We start from the raw sequence: 23,714 nt of genomic DNA, 5'->3' as shown, positions 1-23,714 counted from the left end.
GGTCTTCGTCATCGACGACGTCCTGGCCACCGGTGGTACCGCCGAGGCGTCCCTCGAACTCGTCCGGCGGGCCGGAGCCGAGGTCGTCGGCGTCGCCGTCCTGATGGAGCTGGGTTTCCTGGGCGGCCGGGCCCGGCTGGAGACCGCGCTCGACGGGGCCCCGCTGGAGGCCCTGATCACGCTCTGAGCGGTTTCACCACCCTGCGGACGGGCACCCGGGAACAACCGGGTGCCCGTCCGCAGGGTGGTGAAACCGCTCAGAGCGTGATCAGGGCCTCCAGCGGGGCCCCGTCGAGCGCGGTCTCCAGCCGGGCCCGGCCGCCCAGGAAACCCAGCTCCATCAGGACGGCGACGCCGACGACCTCGGCTCCGGCCCGCCGGACGAGTTCGAGGGACGCCTCGGCGGTACCACCGGTGGCCAGGACGTCGTCGATGACGAAGACCCGGTCACCGGCGTCCAGGTCCTCGGCGTGGACCTCGATCTCGGCGGAGCCGTACTCCAGGTCGTAGGACTGCGCGAGCGTCGCGCCGGGCAGCTTGCCCGCCTTGCGTACGGGGATGAAGCCGACGCCCGCCCGGACGGCCACGGGGGCCGCCAGGATGAAGCCGCGGGCCTCCAGGCCGACGATCTTCGTGGCGCCGGACCGTACGCACAGCTCGGCCAGGGCGTCGGTGAGGGCCGTGAACGCCTTGGGGTCGGCCAGCAGCGGGGTGATGTCCTTGAACACCACACCGGGCCGCGGATAGTCCGCGACGTCCCGGATCCGGCTGAGCAGCAGCTCACGGGTGCTGGTGTCGGTCACCGCCGCCTCCCCGAGCCGGAGGGACGGCCACCGCCGCGGCCGTCACGGCCGCGCTGGCCGGCCACGGCGCCCGCGGGCGCGACGGCGTCCGGCGCGTCGTCGTAGCCGTCGGCCCCGTCACCGTCCTCGTCGCCCGAGCCGTCGGCGGACTCACCCTTGGCGGCAGCGGCGGCCCGCTTGGCGAGCACCCGCTTCTTCAGCGCCTTGATCTGCGGGTCGCGCTCCTTCAGGTCCGCGACGAGCGGAGTGGCGATGAAGATCGACGAGTAGGCGCCGGCGGCGAGGCCGACGAAGAGCGACAGCGAGATGTCGTTGAGCATCCCGGCGCCGAGGAAGCCGCCGCCGATGAAGAGGAGCCCGCCGACCGGGAGCAGCGCGACCACGGTGGTGTTGATGGACCGCACCAGCGTGCTGTTGATCGACCGGTTGGCGATCTCGCTGTAGGTCCAGCGGGACTGCTTGGTGATCCTGTCGGACCCCTCCTTGAGACTGTCGAAGACGACGACGGTGTCGTAGAGGGAGTAACCGAGGATGGTCAGCAGACCGATCACCGTACCGGGGGTGACCTCGAAGCCCACCAGTGCGTAGACACCGACGGTGATGGTGAGGTCGTGGATCAGGGCGATCAGCGCGGCGACCGCCATGCGCCATTCGAAGGCGATCGCCAGATAGATCACCACGAGGATCATGAAGATCCCCAGCCCTGTCCACGCCTTGTTGGCGATGGTCTCGCCCCAGCTGGGTCCGACGAGGTCGGCGTTGATGTCCGCCTCGTCGACCTTGAGGTCCTTGGCGAGCTGCGTCTTGACCTTGTCGGACTGCTGCGTGTCCAGCTCGGTGACCTGGATGCGCATGCCGCCGTTGCCGAGCTGCTGGACGATGGCCTCGTGGCCCGAGGCCCGCTCCGTGTCCTCCTGGGCCTGGGAGACGGAGACGCTGGTGCTCGGGATGGTGAAGACGGCACCGCCCTTGAACTCGATGCCCATGTTGAGCCCGCGCACGGCCACGCCCGCGATGGCCGTGATGGTGATCAGGATGGAGAGCGCGTACCAGAACTTGCGCTTCCCGATGAAGTCGTAACCGACTTCACCGCGGTAGAGCCGGGCGCCGAGATCGCCGAGTCGCGACATCTCACGCCTCCTTCGGGTCGGTGGGGGCGCTGACGCGGTTGGCGGTCCTGGAGCGGCGCAGCGGCGGCTTGGCGCCCAGCCGCTTCGGGTCGAGCCCGGACCAGGGATGACCGCTGGAGAAGAACTTCGTGCGGGCCAGGAGCGTCATCACCGGCTTGGTGAAGAAGAACACCACGACCACGTCGAGGAGGGTGGTCAGGCCGAGGGTGAACGCGAAGCCCTGGACCTTGCCGACCGTGACCACGAACAGCACGGCGGCGGCGAGGAACGAGACGAAGTCGGAGACCAGGATGGTGCGCCGGGCACGCGGCCAGGAGCGCTCGACGGCCGGGCGGAGCGTACGGCCCTCGCGGATCTCGTCACGGATACGTTCGAAGTACACGATGAACGAGTCCGCGGTGATGCCGATGGCGACGATGGCGCCGCAGACGGCGGGCAGGTTCAGCGCGAAGCCGATGGCCGGGCCGAGCAGCGCCATGATCGAGTACGTCAGTACGCCGGAGGCGCCGAGGCTGACGATGGCGATCGCCGCGAGGCCGCGGTAGTAGGCGACCAGGTAGATGATCACCAGGGCGAGGCCGATGGCACCGGCGATCAGACCGGCGTCGAGCTGCTCGCCGCCGAGCGCGGCGGTGACCGTGGTGACGCTCTGCTCCTGGAAGCTGAGCGGCAGCGCGCCGTAGGACAGGATATTGGCCAGGTCCTGGGCGGACTGCTGGTTGAAGCTGCCGGAGATCTCGGCGCTGCCGCCGAGCCGCTGGCTCACCGAGGGGGCGGAGACCACGTTGCCGTCGAGGACGATGGCGAACTGGTTCATCGGCGGCTGCTGCTGCGAGAGCTTGCTGGTGATCGCCGAGAACTTCTTCGTGCCCCCGCCGGTGAAGTCCATCGTGACGATCCACATGTTGCGCTGCGGGTCGAGCACGCCCTTGGCGTCGTCCACGTCGGTGCCCTCCAGCTCGGCGGGGCCGAGGAGGTACTTCTCCCACTGATCGCCGGAGTTCTTGCCGCAGGCCACGATCGTGTCCTTGGGCGCGGCGCCCTGGTTGACCTCGGTGCGGTCGGCCTGCTTGGTGCAGTCCAGGTCGGTGAACTTCTTCTCCAGGGCGGCCGAGACCTGATCGCCGGAGGCGGAGGGGTCCGGGGCCGGGGTGGAGCCGGCCTTGTCGGAGTCCGAGGCGCTCGGGCTCGGGGTGGTGTCCTTCTTCAGGGCGTCCGTGACGGCGCGGCCCTGGGTGGTCGAGCCGGCGCTGGGGTCGGGCGACGCGCCGGGGCTCTCGGCCTTGTCCCCGCTCACGGAGGAACCGGCGGAGGGAGAAGGGGAACCGCTCGGAGAGCCGCTCGGGGAACCACTGGCCGACGGCTCGGCGGTCGGGCCGCCGGGCGCGTAGGTCACCACGGGACGGAAGTAGAGCTGGGCGGTGGTACCGACCTGCGCCCGAGCCTGCTTCTCGTTCGTACCCTTGGGAATGTTGACAATGATGTTCTTGTCGCCCTGGGTCTGAACCTCGGCCTCGGAGACACCAAGACCGTTGACGCGCCGCTCGATGATGCTGACGGCGGTGTCCATGTTGGTCTTGTTGATCGCGTTCGGCTTGCCCGGCGTGTTCTTCGCCTCAAGCGTGATGCTCGTGCCGCCCGCGAGGTCGATCCCCAGTCGTGGCGTGACATGCCCGGACCAGAACATCCCGCCCGTGAGGACGACCACGGCAATCAGGAACAGTGCCAGGGTGCGGCCCGGCCTGCCTGGGGACCCCGCTTGCCTTCGGCCCTTATTAGGTGCTGCCACCTTCTCGTTTCTCCCTGTCCAACCGCCCCCACGCCGGGTGTGCGCCGGAGCGGCCACGAAGTGTTGTGGGGACCCGCCCCCGCATGAATCCGCGCGATCCCGTGCCGTGGAACGCCGCAGAACGGCGCACGGGCCAGGACGAGACTACTTCGCGTCGGCCTCGCCGTCGGCCTTGGCGTCCTTCGCCCCGGCGTCCTTGACCTCGGCGGCCTCGGCGTCGGCCGTCACGGCGTCCTTGACCTCGGGCTTCTCCGTCCCGGCGTCCTCGGCGGCGGCGCTCTCGCCCTCGGGCTTCTTGCCCAGGTCGATCCGGGCGCCGTCGGCGGCCGCGAGGTCGTCGGGGTCGGTCAGCGAGGAGGCGTCGTCGGGGACGACCGGGGTGTCCGAGTCGTCCTCGCCGTGCACGATGCGGTTGTACTCGTCGTCGTCCAGCACCGAGCCGATGGCGTTCTTCGCGTACACCGCGTACACGCCGGGCGCGACCTCAAGGAGGACGGTGTCCTCGTGCACCTCCTTGACGGTCGCGTACATGCCACCGATGGTGCGGACGCCGGAACCGGGCTCCATTTCGTTGCGCATCTGCGCAGCGGCCTGCTGCTTCTTCTTGGCGGACCGGGTCATCAGGAGCATGGCCCCGATGAGCAGGAGGAAGGGGAAGATGGCGGCGAGACTCACGGGAGGGAACTTCCTTCGCACGACCGCGCTGTCGGGCGGCCTGATATACGGGGGTGGGCATGCCGACCTGTAGGTGCGGCATCGGCGGAGTCTAAGCGAGTCCGCATCATTGGAACAACGCCCAGCGCCGCACCTGGGTTCCTGACCGGATCCGGGCCCGTGCGCCTCAGGCCCCGAACAGCCCGCCCTGCCCGCCGGCGCCCGGGGCGTACGGAGGAGTGAGGCCGAGGTGCGCCCAGGCCGCGGGCGTGGCCACCCGGCCACGCGGAGTGCGCGCGAGCAGTCCCTCCCGTACGAGGAAGGGCTCCGCGACCTCCTCCACCGTCTCGCGCTCCTCGCCGACGGCCACCGCCAGCGTGGACAGGCCCACGGGCCCGCCGCCGAAGAGCTTGAGCAGGGCCTGGAGCACGGCGCGGTCGAGCCGGTCGAGCCCCCGGGCGTCGACCTCGTACACCCCCAGCGCGATGGCCGCCACCTCGCGGGTGAGGTAGCCGTCGGCCTTGACCTGCGCGTAGTCCCGCACCCGGCGCAGCAGCCGGTTGGCGATGCGCGGCGTGCCCCGGGAACGGCCCGCGATCTCCGCGGCCGCGTCGGCGTCGATCTCCAGGTCGAGCAATTGGGCCGAACGGTGGATGACGCGCTCCAGCTCGGCGCTCTCGTAGAACTCCATGTGGCCGGTGAAGCCGAAGCGGTCGCGCAGCGGGGGCGGCAGCAGTCCGGCCCGGGTGGTGGCGCCGACCAGGGTGAAGGGCGGCAGCTCCAGCGGGATGGCGGTGGCGCCGGGGCCCTTGCCGACGATGACGTCGACGCGGAAGTCCTCCATCGCCATGTAGAGCATCTCCTCGGCGGGCCGGGACATCCGGTGGATCTCGTCGAGGAAGAGGACCTCCCCCTCCTGGAGGGAGGAGAGGATCGCCGCGAGGTCGCCCGCGTGCTGGATGGCGGGTCCCGAGGTGATGCGGATCGGCGCGTTCATCTCCGCCGCGATGATCATCGAGAGGGTCGTCTTGCCCAGTCCCGGGGCGCCGGAGAGCAGGACGTGGTCGGCGGTGGCGCCGCGGGCCAGGGCCGCCTTGAGGACCAGGTCCAGCTGTTCCCTCACGCGCTCCTGTCCGACGAACTCGCCCAGCGACTTGGGGCGCAGCGCCGCCTCGACAGCCTGGTCCTCGCCGTCCGCGGACGCGCCGACGAGCCGCTCGGCCGCGGCGTCGGGCGCCTCGGTCTCGCTGCTGGTGTCGTCCCAGTTCACTCTGTTCCACCTCGGGGCGTAGGACACGGGTAGGGCTGATGCCGGAAGGACGCCGCCGGGCGGCGGGCGCGGCTCAGCGGGTGCGGTTCAGGCTCTGGAGCGCGGCGCGCAGCAGCTGGGGCACGGGCGGCTCGGTGCCCTCCGCGAGCGCGGCCTCGGCCCGCGGGGCGACCAGGGCGACGGCGTCGTCGGCTTCCCTGGACGCGTATCCGAGGCCGATCAGCGCCGTGTGGAGCTGGTCGCTCCAGGAGGTGACGGGGCTGCCGGTGGGCTGCCGGCCGACGGTGGCGCCGAGGGGCGCGCCGAGGCGGTCCTTCAGTTCGAGCAGCAGCTTCTGGGCGCCTTTCTTGCCGATGCCGGGGACGGCGGTCAGCGCCTTCTCGTCCCCGGCGGAGACCGCCAGCCGCAGCGCGTCCGGGCTGTGCACGGCCAGCATCGCCTGCGCCAGCCGGGGGCCGACGCCGCTGGCGCTCTGGAGCAGCTCGAAGACCTGGCGTTCGTCGTCGTCCGCGAAGCCGTAGAGGGTGAGCGAGTCCTCCCGGACGACGAGGGAGGTGGCGAGCCTGGCCTCCTGGCCGACGCGCAGCGCGGCGAGCGTCGCGGGGGTGCACTGGAGGGCCATGCCGATGCCGCCGACCTCGACCACGGCCGTGGTGGGGGCGAGGGCGGCGACCGGGCCGCTGACGAAGGCGATCATCGCGTGACCTTCCGTACGGGGGGAGCGGTGGGGATGCGGGAGGCGCGGGCCGCCGCGTGGGCCTGCTGGAGGCGGTTGGTCGTGGGGCCGCGCCAGATGTGGCAGATGGCGAGCGCCAGGGCGTCCGCCGCGTCGGCGGGCTTCGGCGGCGCGGACAGCCGCAGCAGCCTGGTCACCATGGCCCCGACCTGGGCCTTGTCGGCGCGTCCGCTGCCGGTGATGGCGGCCTTGACCTCGCTGGGTGTGTGCAGCGTGACGGGGATGCCGCGCCGTGCGGCGCAGAGCATGGCGACGGCGCTGGCCTGGGCGGTGCCCATCACCGTACGCACGTTGTGCTGGGCGAACACCCGCTCCACCGCGACGAGTTCGGGCCGGTGCTCGTCGAGCCAGGCTTCGATGCCGCGCTCGATGGCGACCAGCCGGGGGCCGATCTCCTCGTCGGAGGGGGTCCTGACGACGCCGACGCCGAGCATCGTCAGCGGTCGGCCCGCGACGCCCTCCACGACGCCGATCCCGCACCGGGTCAGGCCGGGGTCCACTCCCAGCACCCGCATCGCGCCCCTCCCTCGGTCATATGTTCCCGCTGATCAGCACAGTATCGGTCAGGACTGACAACGCGCCGCGCAGACAGGCCGACGGGCCGAGGGGAGGGTCTCCCGTCGGCCCGTCAGCTGAGGCGGTGTCAGGCGTCGATCTTCTCCATGACGTCGTCCGAGACGTCGAAGTTGCCGAAGACGTTCTGCACGTCGTCGCTGTCCTCAAGGGCGTCGATCAGCTTGAAGATCTTGCGCGCGCCCTCCTCGTCCAGCTCGACCTGCATGGTCGGTACGAAGTTGGCGTCGGCCGAGTCGTAGTCGATGCCCGCCTCCTGGAGGGCGGTGCGGACCGCGACCAGGTCGGTGGCCTCGCTGAGCACCTCGAAGGACTCACCGAGGTCGTTGACCTCCTCGGCACCGGCGTCCAGCACCGCGCCCAGGACGTCGTCCTCGGCCAGCTCGCCCTTGGGGACGATGACGACGCCCTTGCGGTGGAACAGGTAGGAGACGGAACCCGGGTCGGCCATCGAGCCGCCGTTGCGGGTCATGGCGACGCGGACGTCGGAGGCGGCGCGGTTGCGGTTGTCGGTGAGGCACTCGATGAGCACCGCGACGCCGTTGGGACCGTAGCCCTCGTACATGATCGTCTCGTAGTCGGCGCCACCGGCCTCAAGACCGGCACCGCGCTTGACGGCCGAGTCGATGTTCTTGTTCGGCACCGAACTCTTCTTCGCCTTCTGGATGGCGTCGAAAAGGGTCGGGTTGCCTTCGACATCGGCCCCACCGGTGCGGGCCGCGACCTCGATGTTCTTGATCAGCTTCGCGAAGAGCTTGCCGCGCTTGGCGTCGATCACGGCCTTCTTGTGCTTCGTCGTAGCCCATTTAGAGTGGCCGGACATCTGCCTGTCTCCTTCGCGTAACCAATCCTGCTCCGTTTCGGCTGCGATCCTACCGGGACGCGGTCACCGTTCGGAGCGCACCATGTCGGTGAAGAACCGGTGCAGACGATGGTCGCCCGTGAGTTCGGGGTGGAACGACGTGGCGAGCGCGCCGCCCTGCCGTACCGCGACCACATGGCCGCCGTACTCCGCGAGCACCTCCACGCCCGCGCCCACCGACTCGACCCAGGGCGCCCTGATGAAGACACCCTCCACCGGCCCCCCGCCGACTCCGGCGACCTCCACGGCCGCCTCGAAGGACTCGTTCTGCCGGCCGAAGGCGTTACGGCGCACGATCATGTCGATCCCGCCGACCGTCTCCTGGCCCGAGCGCGGATCGAGGATCTTCTCGGCGAGCATGATCAGTCCGGCGCAGGTCCCGTACACCGGCATCCCGCCGCGCACGCGCGTGCGCAGCGGCTCCAGCATCCCGAAGAGGACGGCGAGCTTGGACATGGTGGTGGACTCGCCGCCCGGGATCACCAGCCCCTCGACGGCGTCGAGTTCCGCGGGCCGCCGTACGGGGCGGGCCTCGGCGCCCGCCGCCGTCAGCGCCGCCAGATGTTCCCGGACGTCGCCCTGGAGCGCCAGGACCCCGATCACCGGTGCGGTCATGGGCGCTTACCAGCCACGGTTCGCGTAGCGCTCGCCCTCGGGCAGGGTGTCGCAGTTGATGCCGACCATCGCCTCACCGAGGTTGCGGGACGCCTCCGCGACGACCTTCGGGTCGTCGTAGAAGGTGGTCGCCTTCACGATCGCGGCCGCGCGCTTGGCCGGGTCGCCTGACTTGAAGATGCCCGAACCGACGAAGACGCCCTCGGCGCCGAGTTGACGCATGAGCGCCGCGTCGGCCGGGGTGGCGACACCGCCCGCGGAGAACAGCACCACCGGCAGCCTGCCCAGCCGCGCGACCTCCTCGACGATCTCGTAGGGGGCCCGCAGCTCCTTGGCCGCCGCGTACAGCTCGTTGTGGTCGAACCCGCGCAGCCGCGCGATCTCGTTCTTGATCTGCCGCAGATGCCGTACGGCCTCCACCACGTTGCCCGTACCGGCCTCGCCCTTGGAGCGGATCATCGCCGCGCCCTCGCCGATCCGGCGCAGCGCCTCGCCGAGGCCGGTGGCGCCACAGACGAACGGCGTGGTGAACGCCCACTTGTCCGAGTGGTTCACCTCGTCCGCCGGGGTCAGCACCTCCGACTCGTCGATGTAGTCGACCCCGAGGGACTGGAGGACCTGCGCCTCCACGAAGTGGCCGATCCGCGACTTGGCCATCACCGGGATCGAGACGGCCTCGATGATGCCCTCGATCATGTCCGGGTCGGACATCCGGGCGACGCCGCCGTCCTTGCGGATATCGGCCGGCACCCGCTCCAGCGCCATGACGGCCACCGCGCCCGCGTCCTCGGCGATCTTCGCCTGCTCGGGCGTGACGACGTCCATGATCACGCCGCCCTTCAGCTGCTCGGCCATGCCGCGCTTGACGCGCGCGGTGCCGGTCGCGGTGGGTTCGGTGGCGGGGGCGGGAAGCGTGGTGGACACGGAGCGACCTCACTGGCTGAAAACGGTGGGATTCTGCACGACCAGAGAACTCCCTCCGACCAGTCCACAGCAAGGGCCAATGCGCAGGCGGTGGATCGTTCCGCGCGGTGGCTCAGGTTCCGGGCCGGTCCGCCAGCGCGACGGGCGGCTCGTCGTCCATCTCGAACGCGAGCGGGAACGGCGCGTGCCCCGCGAGCCGGAACCAGCGCACCATCCGGTGCCGCCGCAGGGCGCGGGCCGCGCGTACGGCGTCGTTGTGGAACCGCCGCGCCATCGGCACCCGGCGTACCGCCGCGGCGAGTTCCCCGGCCGCCTCCTCGCCGCCCGGAGCCTCCTGTACCGCCTCCACCTGCGCGGGCTCCCCGAACACCGCCCGCAGCGCCTGGCTCAGCTCGCTCTCGGCCACCTCCCGCTGCTCCTCCTCGGCCTGCCGTGCGGCGTGGGCGGCCTGATAGAGCACGATCGAGGCGGCCGGGTCGAGCACGCCGGAACTGGCCAGCTCCTGCGCGACGGAGGCGCGGCGCAGCAACTGGGCGTCGAGGGCAGCGCGGGCGGCGTCGATACGGGCATGCAGTCGGTCGAGCCGTCCCGCGGTCCAGCTGAGGTACAGCCCGATCGCGATGACGGCGACGACGATCCAGACGAGGGTAGAGGTCACGACGGGCAGGCTACGTGGTCACCGTCCGGCGGGGGTGCGGGTGCGGTACGTCGGCGGCGGGGCCGGGGCCGCTCCCTGGCCGCGTCTCAGAGGCCGAACCTCGCCCGCAGCCCGGTTCGTTCGTCCGTCGCCACCGACGCCGCGCCGTCCGTCACCGTCTCGTACACGGCCAGAATGTCCGCGCCCACCGTCGACCAGTCGAAGCGCCGCACGTGCGCGCTGCCGCGCGCGCGCAGCTCCGCGCGCCGGTCCGGGTCGCCGAGCAGCCGCACCGCCGCGCCGGCGAGGGCGTCCGCGTCCTCGTTGGTGAAGAGTTCGCCCGCGGAGCCGTGGTCGAGGACCTGGGCGAACGCGTCGAGGTCGCTGGCGAGCACCGCCGCGCCCGCCGAGAGCGCTTCGACCAGGATGATGCCGAAGCTCTCGCCGCCGGTGTTGGGGGCCACGTACAGGTCGACGCTGCGCAGCAGCCGCGCCTTGTCCTCGTCGCTGATCATGCCGAGGAACTCGACGCGCCCGCGCATCTGCTCGGGCAGCCGCTCCACCGCTTCCTTCTCGTCGCCGCGCCCGGCGACCAGCAGCCTGGCCCCGGGGTGGACGCCGAGGATCTTCGGGAGGGCCTTCATCAGGACGGGCAGGCCCTTGCGCGGCTCGTCGATGCGGCCGATGAAGCCGATGGTGCCGCCCTGCCAGGCGGGGTTGACGTCCGCGTCGGCGAAGAAGTCGACGTCGACGCCGTTGGGGATGACCACGGCGTCACCGCCGAGGTGTTCGACCAGGGTCCTGCGGGCGTACTCGCTCACGGCGATCCGGGCGCTGATCTTCTCCAGCGCGGGCTGGAGGATGGGGTACGCGGCGATCATGGCGCGGGAGCGCGGGTTGGAGGTGTGGAAGGTCGCGACGATGGGGCCCTGCGCGGCCCAGCAGCTGAGCAGCCCCAGGGATGGCGAGGCCGGTTCGTGGATGTGGATGACGTCGAAGGTGCCGTCGTGCAGCCAGCGCCGCACCCGCGCGGCCGACAGGAAGCCGAAGTTGAGCCGCGCGACGGACCCGTTGTACGGCACGGGGACCGCGCGGCCCGCCGAGACGACGTAGGGCGGCAGGGGCGTCTCGTCGTCCGCCGGGGCGAGGACGGAGACCTCGTGGCCGAGCCGGATGAGGTGCTCCGCGAGGTCCCTGATGTGGAACTGGACCCCGCCCGGTACGTCCCAGGAGTACGGGCAGACGATGCCGATCCTCACCGGAGGCCCCCGCCCGGTCCGGTCGCGCCGGGTGCGGCGGGGGGTTCGGCGGCGGGTTCGGCGGCGGGTTCGGCGGCGGGTTCGAGATCCGCGAGCCACAGACGTTGCAGCATGTGCCAGTCCTCCGGGTGCTCGGCGATTCCGGTGGCGAAGGCGTCGGCCACCGCCTGTGTCATCACCGACGTCTTCTCGGCGCGACTGCCTGTCCCGGGCACCTCGATGGCCGGATACACCTGCCCGCGCATCATCGTCGGGCCGTCGAACCAGAGCGCGGCGGGCAGCAGCAGCGCGCCGGTCTGCTGGGCGAGCAGCGCGGGCCCCGCGGGCATCCTCGCGCGGTCGCCGAAGAAGTCGACCTCGACGCCGGAGGAGGACAGATCGCGGTCGGCGACCAGGCAGACCAGGCCCCCGGCGCGCAGCCGCCGCGCGAGGAGGCCGAAGGCCGAGCCGCCGGTGTGCGGGACCACCTCCATGCCGAGGCTCTCGCGGTAGGCGACGAAGCGGTCGTAGAGCTTCTCGGGCTTGAGCCGTTCCGCGACCGTCGTGAAGGGCACGTCCCTGGCCCGGGTGAGCCAGGCTCCGGCGAGGTCCCAGTTGGCCATGTGGGGCAGCGCGAGAACGACGCCCCGGCCGCTGGCGACGCCGTCGAACAGCCGGTCGATGTCCTTGATGTCCACGCCGTCGCCGACGCGCTGTCTGCTCCAGGAGGGCAGCCGGAACGACTCCATCCAGTAGCGGGTGTACGAGCGCATGCCGGCCTTGGACAGCGCGGCCAGCTCCGCGGGCCCCGCGTCCGGCGCCACGCGCGCGAGGTTGGACTCCAGGCGCAGCACGCTCTTGCCGCGCCGCTTCCACAGGGTGTCGGCGACGGTGCGGCCGAGCGCCCCCGCCACGGGTTCCGGGAGCCTCCTGACCGCGCTCCAGCCGATCCCGTACAGCGTGTCGGTCGCCCGGTCGCTCAGCGCGCTCACGGTGTGGTCCCACTCCCCCGCGCGGTGCTCCCGGAACCCGGGCCGCGCCCCGGGTCGGCCTCGGCGTCGGCCGCGGCCTCGGCGTCGGCCTCGGCGGATTCCCGCCGTACCGTCACGACCCGCTGGCCGAGGGTGACGACACTGCCGGCCGCCACGATCCACAGGGCGATCGGCAGCAGGACGCCGATGCCCGGGACCCCGAAGGCGTGCAGTCCGGCGAGCCCGGCCGCGACGAGCGAGATGACGAGGCGTTCCGCGCGCTCGATCAGGCCGTTGACCGCGACAGGCAGCCCGATGGACTCGCCGCGCGCCTTGGTGTACGAGACGACCTGGCCGCTGGCGAGGCAGAAGATCGCCACGGCGCACAGGGTGATGCTGTCCCCGTCGCCCGCGTACCAGAGCGCGAAGCCGGCGAAGATCGCGCCGTCCGCGACCCGGTCGAGGGTCGAGTCGAGGAAGGCGCCCCAGCGGCTGGTGACGCCCGCCTGGCGGGCCATATTGCCGTCGACGAGGTCGGAGAAGACGAAGACCGTGATGACGATGGTGCCCCAGAAGAACTCCCCGCGAGGGAAGAAGACCAGCGCACCCGCCACCACTCCGGCCGTACCGATGAGCGTGACCGCGTCCGGACTGACTCCGCGGCGGAGCAGAAACGCGGCGAACGGTGTGAGGACACGCGTGAAGAATGCACGCGCGTACTTGTTCAGCATGGCCTTCCCGAGGTTCGGCGGTGCCGCGCGGCCCCGACGGCCACCGGCTGGCCCATCGTAGCCACGACTGTCGTACGCCATCGCCGGGCACCCGTGCCATGCCGCCGCGTCCGACGTATGGACGCACCGTGACCGGAGTGCGAAGCTCGAAGGACCGAAGCTCGAAGGACCACCGCGGGCATCGCCGGAGCCCCCGGGTACGCGGCTCCCCCGTCGGCCCGTCTCTCCGCGGCACTCACCGCGGAAACGATGCGGGAGGCAGGACGTCATGGGCGACAGGGCACGTGCACATCCCGGGGCCGCCGGCCGGGCGGCGCCCGCCGACCGGCCCGCCTCCGTACGGAACGTGGTGCTGGTGGGCCACAGCGGTGCGGGGAAGACGACGCTGGTGGAGGCGCTCGCGCTGACCGCGGGAGCGGTGGGCAGGGCGGGCCGGGTCGAGGATGGCGCGACGGTCTCGGACTACGACGAGATCGAGCACCGCCAGGGGCGCTCCGTCCAGCTCTCGCTGGTCCCGGTGGAGTGGGGCGGATGCAAGATCAATCTGCTGGACACCCCCGGGTACGCCGATTTCGTCGGCGAGCTGCGGGCCGGGCTGCGGGCGGCGGACGCGGCGCTCTTCGTCGTGTCGGCGGCCCAGGAGGCGAGCGCCGTGGCGGGCGCGGCGCGGGCGGTCTGGGAGGAGTGCGCGGCGGTCGGCATGCCCCGGGCCATCGTGATCACGCATCTCGACACGGCGCGCACCGGCTTCGACGAGATGGTCGCCGTCTGCGGGCGGATCTTCGGCGGGGACGATCCGGACGCCGTGCTGCCGCTGTATCTGCCGGTGCTGGGCCCGGAGGGGCCCGACGGGCACGCTCCGGCCACCGGTCTCGCGGGACTGCTCAGCGGCAGGATGTACGACTACTCGGGCGGGGAGCGCCGGGAGGAGCCGCCGGACCCGGGCAGGCTGCCGCTGCTGGCCGAGGCGCGCGGCCGGCTGATCGAGGGGATCATCGCCGAGAGCGAGGACGAGACCCTGATGGACCGCTATCTGGGCGGCGAGGACGTTGATCTCAAGACGCTGGTCCAGGATCTGGAGAAGGCCGTGACGCGCGGCGCCTTCCATCCGGTGCTGGCGGCGGCGCCCGCCGCGCCCGGGGGCCGGGAGGGGCTGGGCACGGCGGAGCTGCTCGACCTGATCACCGGCGGCTTCCCGAATCCGCTGGAGCGCCCGGCGCCCGCCGTCACCGCGCCGGACGGCTCCGCGCGTCCGGCGATCAGCTGCGACCCGCGCGGTCCGCTGGTCGCCGAGGTCGTCAAGACGGCCTCCGACCCGTATGTCGGCAGGATCTCGCTCGTCCGGGTCTTCTCGGGCACGCTGCGGCCGGACGAGACGGTGCACGTGTCGGGACACGGGCCGGCCGGGCGAGGGCACGAGGACCACGACGCCGAGGTGCGGATCGGCGCCCTTTCCTCGCCGTTCGGCAAGCGGCAGCGGGTGCTGGCGCACTGTGTCGCGGGCGATCTCGCCTGTGTCGGGAAGCTGGTCGGCGCGGATACCGGGGACACCCTGTCGGGGGCGGACGATCCGCTCCTGGTGGAGCCGTGGACCATGCCGGAGCCGCTGCTGCCGCTCGCGGTGGAGGCACACGGCAAGGCGGACGAGGACCGGCTCTCGCAGGGGCTGGCCCGGCTGGTCGCCGAGGATCCGGCGATGCGGCTCGAACAGAACCCGGACACGCGTCAGTTGGTGCTGTGGTGTCTGGGCGAGGCGCACCGCGACGTCGCGCTGGACCGGCTGCGCGGCCGGTACGGGGTCCGGGTCGACGCCGTGCCGTACCGGGTGGCGCTGCGCGAGACGTTCGCGGAGCCGTCGCGGGGGCGCGGCCGGCAGGTGAAGCAGTCCGGCGGGCACGGCCAGTTCGCGATCTGCGAGATCGAGGTGGAGCCGCTGCCCGCCGGGGCGGGCATCGAGTTCGTGGACCGGGTGGTGGGAGGTTCCGTGCCACGCCAGTTCGTGGCGTCCGTCGAGAAGGGCGTACGGGCCCAGGCGGCGCGCGGGGTCGCGGCGGGCCATCCGCTGGTCGACATCCGGGTCACGCTGCGCGACGGCAAGGCGCACTCGGTGGACTCCTCGGACGCCGCGTTCCAGACGGCGGGCGCCCTGGCCCTGCGCGAGGCCGCCGACGGGGCGCGGATCGACCTGCTGGAGCCGGTCGCCGAGGTGCGGGTCCTGGTCCCCGACGAGTTCGTGGGGCCGGTGATGAGCGATCTGTCGGTACGGCGCGGCCGGGTGGTGGGCACCGAACAGGCCGGGGCGGGACGGACCTTGGTCAGGGCCGAGGTGCCGGAGCTGGAGATCGGCCGGTACGCGGTGGATCTGCGGTCCGTCTCGCACGGCACCGGGCGGTTCGGCCGTTCGTACGCGCGTCACGAACCGATGCCGCGAGGGGTGGCGGAGCGGCTGCCGGTGGAGCGGCGCCAGGGTGATCAACGTATCGGCGCCTGACCGGATCCTGAGGGGATAACGCCTGGTCGGCCGGGCCGCCCCGGGCGCCCTCCCGATTCCGGGCGGCTCCGGGGCACAGGTCGTGGACATGTGGCGTAGACCCGCCGACTCCCCTGACGCGGACGGCATCGCACGGTTACTCTGGGGTGCCCAGCTCCGGTAGGTGTGCGGGGCACGCGGGCCGGGAAGTGACCGCGGCAGCGGAACCGTGCGGTGAGGGGGCGGCAAGTGGCCAACGACGTATTCGACTTCAGCCCGGGGGCGCAGATCCCGCTCCAGGGTTCGGCGGGGCAGACGGCGGCCACTCAGGCCCTCGCCTCGGCGGCGTATCGGGACAGCCCGATGGAGGAGATCCTCAAGGCCGACAACGACTGGCACAAATCGACGGTCTCGAAGGGGAAGTTCAGCCTCTTCGAGCCGAATCTCGGCGAGGCGTTCTCCCGCGCCGTGCAGCTGCGGACGCTGGGCGGCGGCCGGGGCGCCCTCATCCAGTCCTTCGGGATGGCGCCGCAGACGGTCGTCGAGCACTGTCTGGCGGCGATCCACATCCGCAAGGAGCGGGACACCCGACTCACGGTGGTGACGCTGGTGGCCGGGGTGCTCTTCCTGCCGGGGCTGCTGGTCTGGCTCGGCGTGTTCCAGCTGCGCCGCACGCTGGCCGGGGCGAAGGACCGGCGGGCCGGCGCGATCGGCACGGCGCTGCTGGCGGCGGTCGCCGTGCTGGCGGTGCTCATGCTGATCAAGCTGCCGCTCCACGGAGTGCTGAACTGGTATCTGCGCGGGATGATCGTCGTCCCGGTCATCGGCTGGTGGCTCGCCAAGCGCACCTGCGAGGCGGCGGCACAGGATCTGCGCGACCGCTGGAACTCCCTGCTCTCGGGCGGCGGCACCGGCGCCAAGATCCCCGAGGCGGTCCCGGGCAATCCCGGCGACTCGACCCGTGAGGAGCTGCGCCTCGGTCTGGAGAAGCTCAGCGCCGAGCAGCAGTCCAATGTGGTCTTCTACGCGGGTCCCAAGGGCATATTGGGCATGGGGACGCGCTGGGGCAGCTGGCAGCTCGCCGAGGAGCTGATCCCCAAGGACCCCGGCAAGGAGATCCACCAGTTCCGCAGCTATGACGTGATACGGGCGATCCACGACCAGATGAAGCTGCTGGAGCGCGGCCCGCTCAACTCCGGTGGGTTCCCGACCCCTTCGGTCAAGCACTGGATCGTCGTACCGGTCGGTGAGGGCGCCGGGTCCGTCTCGCGGCCGGACGGCGCGGAGGTCGAGGCGTACCAGGTCAAGAGCCACGAGATCCAGCGGATCTGCAACCACCAGCAGTTCGGAAGCGGTAACCGCCACTATCTCGGGGTGCAGTTCACGCTCTGGGACAGCCAGTTGGTCATCACGATGATGATCTCGGTGACCGTGCTGCACGAGACGCTGCGCATCGAGGTCTCGGGCTACGCCCTGGGGCCGGTGCACTCGTTGTTCTTCTCGAAGCCCTCGCCCAAGAGCGTCACGCGCGCCAAGACGGTCCGTTTCTGGGAGACCACTTCCCGGAATCTGCCGCTGGTGGAGCCCCGCGAGGCGGTCCGGCTCGCGGTGCGCGCGCCCTTCACCTGGTATCCGCCGATCCTCGACTTCCTCGGCGGCAAGATGTCGCTGCCCGAGCCGTTCGGTATGCGGCACGCCTGGGCCGAGCAGCCCTGGCGTCACCGCTTCATGGCCGACGACGCGATGCGGGCGGCCACCCCGGTGCTGCGGGTCGCGCACAACGCGGCCATGCGGGTGCTGGACGAGCACGGGGTGAGCACGGCCGGCTTCAGCAGCCGCTCGTCCTCGCTGATAGGAGCCGTGCAGGACCCCTCACCGAAGAAGATCGACGCCTACGACGCGTAGCGCGCGACGCGCGGGCGGCGGCGGCGGTGACCGCTGCCGCCGCCGCACCGACCGGCTGTCACGGCTGGTGCGGCCAGGCGTCGGCGAGCATCGCGCGGGTGTCCGCGAGGAGTTGCGGCAGCACCTTCGTATGGCCCACGACCGGCATGAAGTTGGTGTCGCCGCCCCAGCGCGGCACCACGTGCTGGTGCAGATGCGCGGCGATACCGGCACCCGCCACCGAGCCCTGGTTCATCCCGATGTTGAAGCCGTGCGCCCCGGACGCCTTGCGGAGCGCGGTCATGGCGTGCTTGGTCAGCAGCCCCAGCTCGGCGGTCTCCGCGTCGTCCAGCTCCGTGTAGTCGGCGACGTGCCGGAAGGGCACGACCATGAGGTGCCCGCCGTTGTACGGGTACAGGTTCAGCACCGCGTACACCCGCTCGCCGCGGGCGATGACCAGTCCGTCCTCGTCGGACTTGGCCGGGATGGAGCAGAAGGGACAGCCGTCGCCCTCGCCCGGCCCGGTGGGCTTGTTCTCGCCCTGGATGTAGGCCATCCGGTGAGGCGTCCACAGGCGCTGGAACGCGTCCTGGGTGCCCACTCCGATCTGCTGCTCCGGCTCACTCGTCATGCTGAGCAGCATATGACTTGCCTCCCCCGGAGCGTGTCGGCGGCCCGGTCCCGGTGCCCCACCACGATGCTGGGGCGATGCATGTCCGCAACGGCCCCGCCCGGCAGCGTGCGTGGGAGCGGCGCCTGGAGCTGCCGCTGCTCATCGCCTCGCCCCTGTTCCTCGCCTGCTACGCGGTCCTCGTGCTGGTCCACCGCGCCGACCCCGTATGGCACGACGTCGCGCTGGCCTGGCTGCTGCTGATCTGGACCCTCTTCACGGTGGACTACGGCGTGCGGCTGCTGCTGAGCGGGCAAGGCCCCCGCTTCGTACGGACGCACTGGCTGGACACGATCGTCCTGGTGCTGCCGCTGCTGCGCCCGCTGCGGATCGTCAACACCTACGTGGCCCTGCAACGGCGGCGCGGTCGCCCCCGGCTCAGTCTCTACGGGCGGGTGATGGCGTACGCCGGGGTGACGGCCGCGCTGCTCACCTTCGCCGCCGCCCTCGCCGTACTCCAGCAGGAGCGGGACGCGCCGGGCGCCACCATCCGTACCTTCGGCGACTCCGTCTGGTGGGCCTGCTCGGCGATCACCACCGTCGGCTACGGGGACGTGACGCCGGTGACGCCGTGGGGGAGGACGTTCGCGGTGGCGCTGATGATCTGCGGGCTGGCGCTGCTCGGGGCGGTGACGGGTTCGTTCTCGTCCTGGCTGATCCAGGTCTTCGGCCGGGAGGACCAGGAGCGGGCCCCGGACACCGGGAAGGGGTCCCCGGGGAGCGAGAACTCCCCGGGAACCCCTTCGCGCAGGCCCTGAGCGCCCGTGGGACCGCGAGGTCCCACGGCGGCGGGCCCGTCAGACCTGGACGCGGTCCTCGACGGCCTTCGCGATCTTCGCGACGGCGTCGTCGACCGGGATGCCGTTCTCCTGCGAGCCGTCGCGGTAGCGGAAGGAGACGGCGCCGTTGGCCATGTCCTCGTCACCCGCGATGATCATGAAGGGGACCTTCTGCTTCTGCTGGTTCCTGATCTTCTTCTGCATCCGGTCCGACGACGCGTCCACCTCGACCCGCAGCCCCTGCTTCCTGGCCTTGGCGGCGAAGTCCTGGAGGTAGGGGATGTGCGTGTCACCGATCGGGATGCCGACGGCCTGGACCGGCGCCAGCCAGACCGGGAAGGCTCCCGCGTAGTGCTCGAGCAGCACGGCGAAGAACCGCTCGATGGAGCCGAACAGCGCGCGGTGGATCATGACGGGCTGCTGCTTGGAGCCGTCGGCCGCCGTGTACTCCAGACCGAACCGCTTGGGCTGCTGGAAGTCGACCTGGATGGTCGACATCTGCCAGGAGCGGCCGATGGCGTCGCGGGCCTGTACGGAGATCTTCGGGCCGTAGTAGGCGGCGCCGCCCGGGTCGGGGACCAGCGGAAGGCCCTGCTTCTGGGCGGCCTCGCGCAGCGTCTCGGTGGCCTCCTCCCACTCCGCGTCCTCGCCGATGAACTTGTCGGACTCGGGGTCGCGGGTGGACAGCTCCAGCTCGAAGTCGGTCAGACCGTAGTCGCGCAGCAGATCCAGTACGAAGGTGAGCAGCGAGTCCAGCTCGTCCGCCATCTGCTCCTTGGTGCAGTAGATGTGCGAGTCGTCCTGGGTGAAGCCGCGGGCACGGGTCAGACCGTGCACGACACCGGACTTCTCGTACCGGTAGACCGTGCCGAACTCGAAGAGCCGCAGGGGCAGCTCACGGTAGGACCGGCCGCGCGCCTTGAAGATCAGGTTGTGCATGGGGCAGTTCATCGCCTTGAGGCGGTAGTTCTGCCCGTCGAACTCCAGGGGCGGGAACATCCCCTCGGCGTAGTTGGGCAGGTGCCCCGAGGTCTCGAACAGCCCCTCCTTGGAGATGTGCGGGGTGTTCACGAACTCGTAGTCGGCGTCCTCGTGGCGGTGGCGCGAGTAGGTCTCCATCTCCCGGCGGATGATGCCGCCCTTGGGGTGGAAGACCGCGAGGCCCGAGCCGATCTCCTCGGGGAAGGAGAAGAGGTCCAGCTCGTTGCCGAGCTTGCGGTGGTCGCGCTTCTCGGCCTCGGCGAGGAACTCCAGGTGCGCCTTCAGCTCGTCCTTGGTGGGCCAGGCGGTGCCGTAGACGCGCTGGAGCTGCTTGTTCTTCTCGCTGCCGCGCCAGTAGGCGGAGGCGTTGCGCATCAGCTTGAACGCCGGGATGTTGCGGGTGGTGGGCAGGTGCGGGCCCCGGCAGAGGTCCTTCCAGCACAGGTCGCCGGTCTTCGCGTCGAGGTTGTCGTAGATGGTCAGCTCGCCGCCGCCCACCTCGACGTCCGCGCCGTCGTCCGACGAGGCGGATCCCTTGAGGCCGATCAGCTCCAGCTTGTACGGCTCGTCGGCCAGCTCCTCGCGGGCCGCCTCGTCCGTGACGACGCGGCGTGAGAAGCGCTGTCCGCGCTTCTGGATCTCCTGCATCTTCTTCTCGATGGCCTTGAGGTCATCGGGGGTGAAGGGGGTCGCCACGTCGAAGTCGTAGTAGAAGCCGTCCTTGACCGGCGGGCCGATGCCCAGCTTGGCCTCGGGGTGCAGCTCCTGCACGGCCTGCGCCATGACGTGCGCGGTGGAGTGGCGCAGGATGTCCAGGCCGTCCGGGGAGGAGATCTCGACGGGCTCGACGACCTCGCCCTCGGCGACGCCGTACGCGAGGTCCCGCAGTTCGCCGTCGACGCGCGCGGCGACGACGGTGCGCTCGCCGGGGAAGAGGTCGGCCGCCGTAGTGCCCGTCGTCACCACGCGCTCTTCCCGCTCGGAATCGCGTTGGATGATCACACGGACGTCTGACACCGGTCTCTCCTGACCTACGGGGCGCGACAGCGGATACTGCGCGTGCTGAATCGTACCGAGCCCGCGGGACCGCTCGCGAAACGGTTTCCCGGCGTCCGGCCGCCGGGACGTCACACACGGGGCGTACTCCACCGTAAACGACGCATACCGTACGACCTGTCCGGGTAGCACCGATTCGGGCAGGGGGAGCGCCATCTGCCGCCGACGCACGAGGAGTTCGCGGATGACGTGTTGGTTCGAAGGGCCGCTGGCCGCGTTCGGGACCGGGGCGACGGGGACGGACGTCGAGGAGGACCGGATCCTCTCGGGCGCCCTGGTCGTGCAGGAGACGGCGGGGGCGCGGCCCCGGGTGACGCGCTGGCTGGTGGACCCGGGGGTGCCGGTGCCCGAGGCGGCCATCGCCGCGCACGGCCTCACCGAGGACCTGCTGCACCGCAACGGGCGCTGGCCGGCCCCCGTGATGGCGGAGATGGCGGGAGCGCTCGGCAGACAGTGCGCGTCGGGCCGTCCGCTCGTGGTGATGGACGCGCCGTTCGGTCTGACGCTCCTCGACCGCGAGCTGCGCCGCCACCGGGCCTCGTCCCTCCCCGCACACCTGGAGGGGGCCCCGCTGTGCGTGCTGGACCCGCGGGTCCTCGACGGGCAGCTGGACCGCTACCGCAAGGGCCCGCGCGCCCTCCGGGACCTGCGGGACCACTACAAGGCCGAGGCGGCGGGCCCGGACGATGTGGACGGCGTCGAGCCGACGGCGCTGTCTGCGCTGGCGGCCCTGGAGGTGGTGCGCGCGGTCGGCCGCAGGTTCTCCGCGCGGCTGGAGCGGCTCAGCGCGCGGGAGCTGCACGGGCTCCAGACCCGCTGGCACGCGGAGCTGGCGCGCGGGCAGCAGTCCTGGTTCTCGCGGCCCGCGGAGAGCGGACCCGAGGCGGCCGCGTGGCCGCTGCGGCCACCGCGCTCCGCGGCGGCGGCCTGACGGCCGGAACACACGAAAGCCGGTCCGTCGACGACGGACCGGCCTCTCCCGGGTGGGCGATACTGGGTTCGAACCAGTGACCTCTTCGGTGTGAACGAAGCGCTCTCCCACTGAGCTAATCGCCCGGGAACGCCTGAACCATACAGGCCCCGGCACGTTTCCTTCAAACCCGTTCCCGGGCGGAACACCCGGGCGGGAGACGGGGAACGAACGGCGCAACGGGCGGGGCCCCGAAAACCTGTCGGTAGGTCTTCGGGGCCCCGGTCCGGGTGGGCGATACTGGGTTCGAACCAGTGACCTCTTCGGTGTGAACGAAGCGCTCTCCCACTGAGCTAATCGCCCGGACGCACCGCATACGTTACCCCATGTCAGCGGGTACCCCGTCACCCGCCGGTCACCGGCCGGTCACCCGCGGGGACCCGCGCTCGGCGACCCGGCGCGGATGGATGGAAGACGCGCGGACGGCGGGCGGACCGCGGGCGGACGACAGGCGCGGAACGCGACGTTCCGCCGCATCACCTCAATGGCGGTACAACCCGAAGTAACACACCGCCATACGAGTTACCCGAAGGGCCACAAAACAGACAGAGGGGTTTACAACGGCACCGTAGGTGGCATCTCGATTTCGCCGACGTGCGAATCCCCGAGCGCACACTGAGCGAAAGGCCCTGGCGCTTATGAACACCACGGTCAGCTGCGAGCTGCACCTGCGCCTCGTTGTATCGAGCGAGTCCTCACTGCCTGTACCCGCGGGCCTCCGGTATGACACGGCCGACCCCTACGCCGTGCACGCCACCTTCCACACGGGAGCCGAAGAGACGGTCGAGTGGGTCTTCGCCCGCGACCTGCTCGCCGAGGGGCTGCACCGGCCCACCGGCACCGGCGACGTCCGGGTCTGGCCGTCCCGCAGCCACGGTCAGGGCGTCGTCTGCATCGCCCTCAGTTCACCGGAGGGCGAAGCTCTGCTGGAGGCCCCGGCGCGGGCCCTGGAGTCGTTCCTCAAGCGGACCGACGCCGCGGTGCCACCAGGCACCGAGCATCGTCACTTCGATCTCGACACGGAGCTGTCGCACATCCTGGCCGAGAGCTGAGCCAGGCAGAGACTGCACGGCGCCGTCCGACTCGGGGAGACGGCGCCGCGCGGACAATCGCATACGGAGGACACCGTCGCCGTCACCGCGGACCCACCGCGGCGACGGCGACGGCGCGTTCCGCCCCGGCACGGCGGACCCCCGCCGCCCGGCCAGCGGCTAAAGTCGGCGGGATTCTGCGGGCACCGGCCCGTGGGCAGTCCAGGGAGCGGACCGTGCTGATTCCACACGACACCCGGATCGCCCTCGACACCGTCGTCGATCTGGTCAACACCGCGCCGGAGGCCGGCGGCGCGACCGACCGGCTCGCGGGTGTCGAGGCGCTGTACGACTTCGTACGGGACCACAACATCAGCGGGGTGCGGGAGCTGGGCGCGCGGGATCTGCGGGCCCTGCTGGACGTGCGCGACCGCTTCACGGAGGTCTTCGCGACAGCTGACCCGCGGGCGGCAGCCGACCTGATCAACCGGCTGGTGGCGGGCGCGGGGACGACTCCGCAGCTCACCGACCACGACGGCTACGACTGGCACGTCCACTACTTCGCGCCGGGTGCCTCCGTCGCCGACCACCTCGCGGCCGACTGCGGCATGGCGCTGGCCTTCATGGTCGTGGCGGGCGAGCAGGAGCGGCTGCGGCGCTGCGAGGCCCCGGACTGCGGGCACGCGTTCGTCGATCTGTCGCGCAACCGCTCCCGCCGCTACTGCTCCAGCCGCACCTGCGGCAACCGGCTGCATGTGGCCGCGTACCGGGCACGCCGCAAGGAAGCGGGCGGTTAGGGCCTCTCCTGTGGCTCTCGCCCGGCCCGGGGGCCGGTACGCGGGACCCGCACGTCCGGATCCGGTATGCCCGGATCCCGTACGCCCGGGGCCGGTACGCGGGGCCGGTACGCAGACGCGGGGCCGGTACGCGGACGCGGGGC

At 71.5% G+C, this 23,714-nt stretch carries 23 protein-coding genes and 2 tRNA genes; 7 read left to right on the top strand and 18 right to left on the bottom strand.

The annotated features are described in order from the left end of the window. Positions 1-187: phosphoribosyltransferase family protein (locus DVH02_RS08840; RefSeq protein WP_267899053.1), on the top strand; the 187-nt coding region annotated here is incomplete at its 5' end. Positions 188-257: 70 nt separating this feature from the next. Here the strand turns inward: DVH02_RS08840 and DVH02_RS08835 are convergent. From DVH02_RS08835 to pgsA, 14 genes are all read right to left on the bottom strand, one after another. Continuing rightward, positions 258-803: an adenine phosphoribosyltransferase gene (locus tag DVH02_RS08835; protein WP_114623187.1), complete on the bottom strand. Its 546-nt coding sequence runs from the start codon at positions 801-803 to the stop codon at positions 258-260. Next, positions 800-1,933: a protein translocase subunit SecF gene (gene secF / locus DVH02_RS08830; protein WP_114623185.1), complete on the bottom strand. Its 1,134-nt coding sequence runs from the start codon at positions 1,931-1,933 to the stop codon at positions 800-802. Before secF ends, DVH02_RS08835 begins: the two co-directional genes overlap by 4 nt. A gap of 1 nt (position 1,934) precedes the next feature. Next, positions 1,935-3,722, bottom strand: a complete 1,788-nt coding sequence (gene secD / locus DVH02_RS08825) for a protein translocase subunit SecD (protein ID WP_114623183.1) — start codon at positions 3,720-3,722, stop codon at positions 1,935-1,937. Between the two features lie 144 nt (positions 3,723-3,866). Next, positions 3,867-4,397: a preprotein translocase subunit YajC gene (yajC, locus tag DVH02_RS08820; protein ID WP_114623181.1), complete on the bottom strand. Its 531-nt coding sequence runs from the start codon at positions 4,395-4,397 to the stop codon at positions 3,867-3,869. A gap of 166 nt (positions 4,398-4,563) precedes the next feature. Continuing rightward, a complete protein-coding gene (ruvB, locus tag DVH02_RS08815) occupies positions 4,564-5,646 on the bottom strand; it encodes a Holliday junction branch migration DNA helicase RuvB (RefSeq protein WP_114623179.1) in 1,083 nt (360 codons plus the stop codon). Between the two features lie 73 nt (positions 5,647-5,719). Continuing rightward, a complete protein-coding gene (gene ruvA / locus DVH02_RS08810; protein WP_114623177.1) occupies positions 5,720-6,343 on the bottom strand; it encodes a Holliday junction branch migration protein RuvA in 624 nt (207 codons plus the stop codon). Further along, positions 6,340-6,897, bottom strand: coding sequence for a crossover junction endodeoxyribonuclease RuvC (gene ruvC / locus DVH02_RS08805; protein WP_114623175.1), 558 nt, complete (start codon positions 6,895-6,897; stop codon positions 6,340-6,342). The genes ruvA and ruvC overlap by 4 nt, the downstream gene beginning before the upstream one ends. 128 nt (positions 6,898-7,025) lie before the next feature. Further along, on the bottom strand, positions 7,026-7,778 hold the full coding sequence (locus DVH02_RS08800) for a YebC/PmpR family DNA-binding transcriptional regulator (RefSeq protein WP_114623173.1): 753 nt from the start codon (positions 7,776-7,778) through the stop codon (positions 7,026-7,028). 63 nt (positions 7,779-7,841) lie between these two features. Then, positions 7,842-8,432 carry a pyridoxal 5'-phosphate synthase glutaminase subunit PdxT gene (gene pdxT, locus DVH02_RS08795; protein WP_114623171.1) on the bottom strand — a complete coding sequence of 197 codons (591 nt, stop codon included), beginning with the start codon at positions 8,430-8,432 and terminating at the stop codon, positions 7,842-7,844. A gap of 6 nt (positions 8,433-8,438) precedes the next feature. After that, positions 8,439-9,356: a pyridoxal 5'-phosphate synthase lyase subunit PdxS gene (gene pdxS / locus DVH02_RS08790; RefSeq protein ID WP_114623169.1), complete on the bottom strand. Its 918-nt coding sequence runs from the start codon at positions 9,354-9,356 to the stop codon at positions 8,439-8,441. 112 nt (positions 9,357-9,468) lie between these two features. Continuing rightward, the gene (locus DVH02_RS08785) at positions 9,469-10,014 is read right to left on the bottom strand and encodes a LemA family protein (protein ID WP_114623167.1); all 546 of its coding nucleotides are present in this window, start codon (positions 10,012-10,014) and stop codon (positions 9,469-9,471) included. Between the two features lie 86 nt (positions 10,015-10,100). Continuing rightward, the gene (locus tag DVH02_RS08780) at positions 10,101-11,252 is read right to left on the bottom strand and encodes a glycosyltransferase family 4 protein (protein WP_114623165.1); all 1,152 of its coding nucleotides are present in this window, start codon (positions 11,250-11,252) and stop codon (positions 10,101-10,103) included. Then, the gene (locus tag DVH02_RS08775) at positions 11,249-12,223 is read right to left on the bottom strand and encodes a phosphatidylinositol mannoside acyltransferase (RefSeq protein WP_114623163.1); all 975 of its coding nucleotides are present in this window, start codon (positions 12,221-12,223) and stop codon (positions 11,249-11,251) included. The genes DVH02_RS08780 and DVH02_RS08775 overlap by 4 nt, the downstream gene beginning before the upstream one ends. Further along, positions 12,220-12,933, bottom strand: coding sequence for a phosphatidylinositol phosphate synthase (gene pgsA / locus DVH02_RS08770; RefSeq protein ID WP_114623161.1), 714 nt, complete (start codon positions 12,931-12,933; stop codon positions 12,220-12,222). Before pgsA ends, DVH02_RS08775 begins: the two co-directional genes overlap by 4 nt. Before the next feature lie 268 nt (positions 12,934-13,201). Here pgsA and DVH02_RS08765 point away from each other — a divergent pair, with 268 nt between their 5' ends. Then, complete coding sequence (locus tag DVH02_RS08765) at positions 13,202-15,424, top strand: elongation factor G-like protein EF-G2 (RefSeq protein WP_114623159.1); 2,223 nt, start codon at positions 13,202-13,204, stop codon at positions 15,422-15,424. A 228-nt stretch (positions 15,425-15,652) separates the two neighbouring features. Then, complete coding sequence (locus DVH02_RS08760; protein ID WP_114623157.1) at positions 15,653-17,308, top strand: hypothetical protein; 1,656 nt, start codon at positions 15,653-15,655, stop codon at positions 17,306-17,308. A gap of 58 nt (positions 17,309-17,366) precedes the next feature. On the opposite strand, the gene DVH02_RS08755 is transcribed toward DVH02_RS08760, so the two are convergent. Further along, a complete protein-coding gene (locus tag DVH02_RS08755) occupies positions 17,367-17,930 on the bottom strand; it encodes an HIT family protein (RefSeq protein WP_114623155.1) in 564 nt (187 codons plus the stop codon). Between the two features lie 65 nt (positions 17,931-17,995). Here DVH02_RS08755 and DVH02_RS08750 point away from each other — a divergent pair, with 65 nt between their 5' ends. After that, positions 17,996-18,715 carry a potassium channel family protein gene (locus tag DVH02_RS08750; RefSeq protein ID WP_114623153.1) on the top strand — a complete coding sequence of 240 codons (720 nt, stop codon included), beginning with the start codon at positions 17,996-17,998 and terminating at the stop codon, positions 18,713-18,715. 39 nt (positions 18,716-18,754) lie between these two features. On the opposite strand, the gene thrS is transcribed toward DVH02_RS08750, so the two are convergent. Continuing rightward, on the bottom strand, positions 18,755-20,734 hold the full coding sequence (gene thrS / locus DVH02_RS08745) for a threonine--tRNA ligase (protein WP_114623151.1): 1,980 nt from the start codon (positions 20,732-20,734) through the stop codon (positions 18,755-18,757). 223 nt (positions 20,735-20,957) lie between these two features. Between thrS and DVH02_RS08740 the strand changes: the two genes are divergently transcribed. Next, a complete protein-coding gene (locus DVH02_RS08740; protein ID WP_114623149.1) occupies positions 20,958-21,704 on the top strand; it encodes a 3'-5' exonuclease family protein in 747 nt (248 codons plus the stop codon). A 53-nt stretch (positions 21,705-21,757) separates the two neighbouring features. Here DVH02_RS08740 and DVH02_RS08735 read toward each other — a convergent pair. Both DVH02_RS08735 and DVH02_RS08730 read right to left on the bottom strand, forming a co-directional pair. Then, positions 21,758-21,829, bottom strand: a tRNA-Val gene (locus DVH02_RS08735). A 145-nt stretch (positions 21,830-21,974) separates the two neighbouring features. Further along, positions 21,975-22,046: transfer RNA gene (locus DVH02_RS08730), tRNA-Val, on the bottom strand. A 335-nt stretch (positions 22,047-22,381) separates the two neighbouring features. Between DVH02_RS08730 and DVH02_RS08725 the strand changes: the two genes are divergently transcribed. Together DVH02_RS08725 and DVH02_RS08720 are read left to right on the top strand one after the other, a co-directional pair. Then, positions 22,382-22,795 (top strand): SsgA family sporulation/cell division regulator, encoded by a 414-nt coding sequence (locus DVH02_RS08725; protein ID WP_003959770.1) that lies wholly within the window; start codon positions 22,382-22,384, stop codon positions 22,793-22,795. 215 nt (positions 22,796-23,010) lie between these two features. Continuing rightward, positions 23,011-23,571 (top strand): CGNR zinc finger domain-containing protein, encoded by a 561-nt coding sequence (locus tag DVH02_RS08720; RefSeq protein WP_114623147.1) that lies wholly within the window; start codon positions 23,011-23,013, stop codon positions 23,569-23,571. Positions 23,572-23,714 lie beyond the last annotated feature (143 nt).

Source organism: Streptomyces corynorhini (assembly GCF_003346515.1).
In the GTDB taxonomy this organism is placed as follows: domain Bacteria; phylum Actinomycetota; class Actinomycetes; order Streptomycetales; family Streptomycetaceae; genus Streptomyces; species Streptomyces corynorhini.
This window is presented reverse-complemented; position numbering and strand designations above follow the sequence as displayed.

Bases quoted from the DNA above. Each gene is read 5' to 3' on its own strand.
- secF (WP_114623185.1), bottom strand. From the start codon at position 1,933: ATGTCGCGACTCGGCGATCTCGGCGCCCGGCTCTACCGCGGTGAAGTC.
- ruvA (WP_114623177.1), bottom strand. From the start codon at position 6,343: ATGATCGCCTTCGTCAGCGGCCCGGTCGCCGCCCTCGCCCCCACCACG.
- ruvC (WP_114623175.1), bottom strand. From the start codon at position 6,897: ATGCGGGTGCTGGGAGTGGACCCCGGCCTGACCCGGTGCGGGATCGGC.
- DVH02_RS08800 (WP_114623173.1), bottom strand. From the start codon at position 7,778: ATGTCCGGCCACTCTAAATGGGCTACGACGAAGCACAAGAAGGCCGTG.
- pdxT (WP_114623171.1), bottom strand. From the start codon at position 8,432: ATGACCGCACCGGTGATCGGGGTCCTGGCGCTCCAGGGCGACGTCCGG.
- pgsA (WP_114623161.1), bottom strand. From the start codon at position 12,933: ATGCTGAACAAGTACGCGCGTGCATTCTTCACGCGTGTCCTCACACCG.
- DVH02_RS08765 (WP_114623159.1), top strand. From the start codon at position 13,202: ATGGGCGACAGGGCACGTGCACATCCCGGGGCCGCCGGCCGGGCGGCG.
- DVH02_RS08755 (WP_114623155.1), bottom strand. From the start codon at position 17,930: ATGCTGCTCAGCATGACGAGTGAGCCGGAGCAGCAGATCGGAGTGGGC.
- DVH02_RS08750 (WP_114623153.1), top strand. From the start codon at position 17,996: ATGCATGTCCGCAACGGCCCCGCCCGGCAGCGTGCGTGGGAGCGGCGC.
- DVH02_RS08740 (WP_114623149.1), top strand. From the start codon at position 20,958: ATGACGTGTTGGTTCGAAGGGCCGCTGGCCGCGTTCGGGACCGGGGCG.
- DVH02_RS08725 (WP_003959770.1), top strand. From the start codon at position 22,382: ATGAACACCACGGTCAGCTGCGAGCTGCACCTGCGCCTCGTTGTATCG.